The organism is Paenibacillus koleovorans NBRC 103111 (genome assembly GCF_004000845.1).
Lineage (GTDB): Bacteria > Bacillota > Bacilli > Paenibacillales > NBRC-103111 > Paenibacillus_AA > Paenibacillus_AA koleovorans.
In genome coordinates this window covers 1-3,088 of the sequence record NZ_BIMA01000218.1, presented here as the reverse complement: position 1 = coordinate 3,088, position 3,088 = coordinate 1, and the positions used below count along the sequence as shown (strand labels likewise).

The 3,088-nt window shown below is 43.2% G+C and carries 1 protein-coding gene; it reads right to left on the bottom strand.

Going from position 1 to position 3,088, the window contains the following annotated elements; all coding sequences use genetic code 11:
* Positions 1-328: 328 nt before the first annotated feature.
* Positions 329-2,875, bottom strand: coding sequence for a stalk domain-containing protein (locus tag PKO02S_RS31715; RefSeq protein WP_164821820.1), 2,547 nt, complete (start codon positions 2,873-2,875; stop codon positions 329-331).
* Positions 2,876-3,088: the final 213 nt, after the last annotated feature.

Here is a 3,088-nt window from a genome sequence, read left to right as displayed (position 1 = left end):
ATTTCTTCCAGTTTTACCACCACGTCCACGGCTTGTACCATACAGGCTGGAACCCTACTTCCCTTGCGTTTGTTATTAATACCGGACCATTATTCTTGACTGCAAGATGCTGTAAACTTTGAGCAACTGTTGTGTCTATCTCTCCGAATTTATTAATTGGTACTTGGAACTCAATTACTGTTACGAAAGCACGTGTACCCGAATTAGCTGCCTAATTTAAAGTTGGTCTTGTTCGGAAAGCAAACGGTTCCCCATTCGCATTTCCCTCCCTCTACTGCTTTGTTACTCGGACGAGACGAAGGAAATTAAGAAATGACTTGAACTCTCCTTACTCCTCCTGGTACCCATTAGTGACTAACAGCAGCCTAATCTTCTGATCAAGTTCATTATTCGGGTCTAGTCCCTCCATAATGGAGCGCGGTTGGCCTTCTGTAAAATAATGAACATTGGCTTCCGCTCCGTGTACAAGCAAGTATTCAATCATGTCCAAATTGCGCCTCCAAACAGCGGTCAACAGAACCGTCTTGTTTTGCGTGCTAGAAAAATCAAATCGTTCATTTACATCCGCCCCATGATTAAGAAGCACCTCAACCACCGATATATTTCCATTTTGCACGGCTTGATCTAATGGGAGAAGCCCACCTTCATCTACTCCAATTTTCTTAGTACTTGAAACCCCATGCTCCAATAGCAGCTTAACAAAGTTGGGCTGACCTGAACTAATAGCTCTGGACAATAATGTAGTTAGCATCGGCGGAAATTCTTGATTCAAATTAACTCCCTCTGTGCGTATTAGCTTCTCAAACTCAACCTCAGAAAGGGTCTTCATATTCATATAGAGCTCAGCCATAGCTTGATCACTGATGGTTGAATAGGGCCGCAGTCGATTGGCTAATATTGAATTAAGATACCCCGCAGCGACTAGATAAGCATTCACACCAAGCTGATCCCTGTACTCCGGGTTAGCCCCGGCTTTCATCAAGTCATCGAAAATCACCTGTGCTATGTCTGGTTCATTTATACTAGTCGCGACAGCCATTAAGGGAGATTCTCCCTGTAAATTAACTTGATTCACATTTTCCCTACATTGAATAAACCGCTTAACAAGCTGTACCCTTTGACTATATATGGCACTGAAGAGATTGTAGGAACTCCCATTATCCATGAGCGTTCTGCTTCCTGTCCCACTTGGGTTCTGATTGCAAGAAGCAGTAGATTGCACCAGAGACTGAAACGATTCATTCAGCACATAAGCCTTCCAGTCTGCTTCCAGTTCCTTCAAACTCTTATTCGTTATTTCCCTCATCAACTTGGCAAAGTTACCTTCCTTATAAAACAAGGACCTTATGTTCGCTTCCCCATAAATATGGCTTAAATACTCTACAATGGATCGCGACTGCGCATAACCCAAGTTGACACGCCATCCCCATTCATAGGAAGAGGCGGTTAAGAATTGCCATGACAACAACCTATATGTTCGCGCAGCGTTGTTCATCTCAGAGTCCATATAATCTAATCCCGTAAATCCAGTCGTATCCTTCTCATGTAAAGAAGCTACACCTTCTGAATACCATGCCGGCATTCGATCTAATAATGTATCCTCACTATGTAAAGTCACCATATGGGTAAGTTCATGGGCAAAGCTCCTAAGAATTTGGCTTAAGTTAGCCTTGGAAGGATCAGAACCCAAGTTCAAATAGATCCGTTCCTCATAATTGAGTCCACCAAAATCTTTTGTTTTAAGGTCGCTCATGAAGTCATTTCTGCTTAGAAAATAGACCGGCACCTTCCCATCCCCACGTTCAAATATTGGAAGGTGTCCATAAATGGAAACGATCTGATCATAGATCTCGTCCAAGCGGGCAGAAGCTTCTTTCACAACCTCTTCACCCTCATAGGAATAAATCTGGGTGTGCTTTGTTGTAATAACGTTCCACGGATGCTTGTTATGGAGATCTTCCAGTTGCTTCTTCGTGTAATCTGTTTCAAGATTAAGCACTTTCCCATATTCCAGATAAGAACTGTCGAATTTCCCTTCGTGCATAACACCGTTCGTATCATACATTTTCCCGAATCCATTGATTTCATCATTCTTGAATTGCCCTTCGTACACCACTTTTCCATTCGAATAATTCTTCCCGACTCCCTCTCGGCGACCGTTCCTGAAATCTCCTTCATAAGCGATCATGTTCTCACCATACATAAGGGTTCCCTTGCCTTCGAAACGGTTATTCACCCAGCCTCCTTCGTATCGTTTCACCCCGTTCAAGTACATACTTCCTGTTCCTTCCAAAGCACTGTCCTTAAATTCACCATGATAGATCAAATATCCGCCGCCGTCGTACAACATACCTCTACCATCGGCAGGAATCCCTTCTCCACTAGAAGTATCCGTTACATATGTGACTTCTCCGCTGTTGAGCACTCTTAGAAGTTCGCCAAGCTCCGACGAAAAGATGCTTACCGTTGAGCTCTCCCCGTACCATTGCACATGCTGGTCGGCTGCTTCTCCGACGAAGCGCAGCGGCACGAATGTAGTCCCGTCCACAATGCGCGGAGCGACCTCCAGCTTCTTCTCATAGCCATTCACATAAGCCATTTGACTTCCAATCGTAAGTTCAATTCGATTTCCAATTCGAGTCCCGAGTACCCGTCCATGCTCAGCATCCCATTCAACCTCAAGTCCAATTCTCTCGAATACCGGTCGGAATGGCACTAGAGTAACTCCGTTTTCAATGAAGGGTTGCACCTCAAAGTTGACTTTCCTGTTGTTGATTTTTACGGTTATCGGCTTATCCGCATCAGCCATTGTGATTGTAGGTAGAGCATTGCCGAAAATAAGGACAAATAGGAAAGCGAACAATGCACGTTTCAATATAGTAACCTCCGATCCATGAGCTTGTTTAAAGAATGACTCCGCCTCAAAATACTTCACTTGTGTGTTCCAACTCTTTCTATTAAACATAGCTGAGCTCTCAACGCCAAAACATAGCTCTGCATCAGTTGTTATGATTTATGATATTAATAATTAACAGTATATACCATAATTTCCGTAATAAATAATTAACTATGTGTGTAGACAACTATT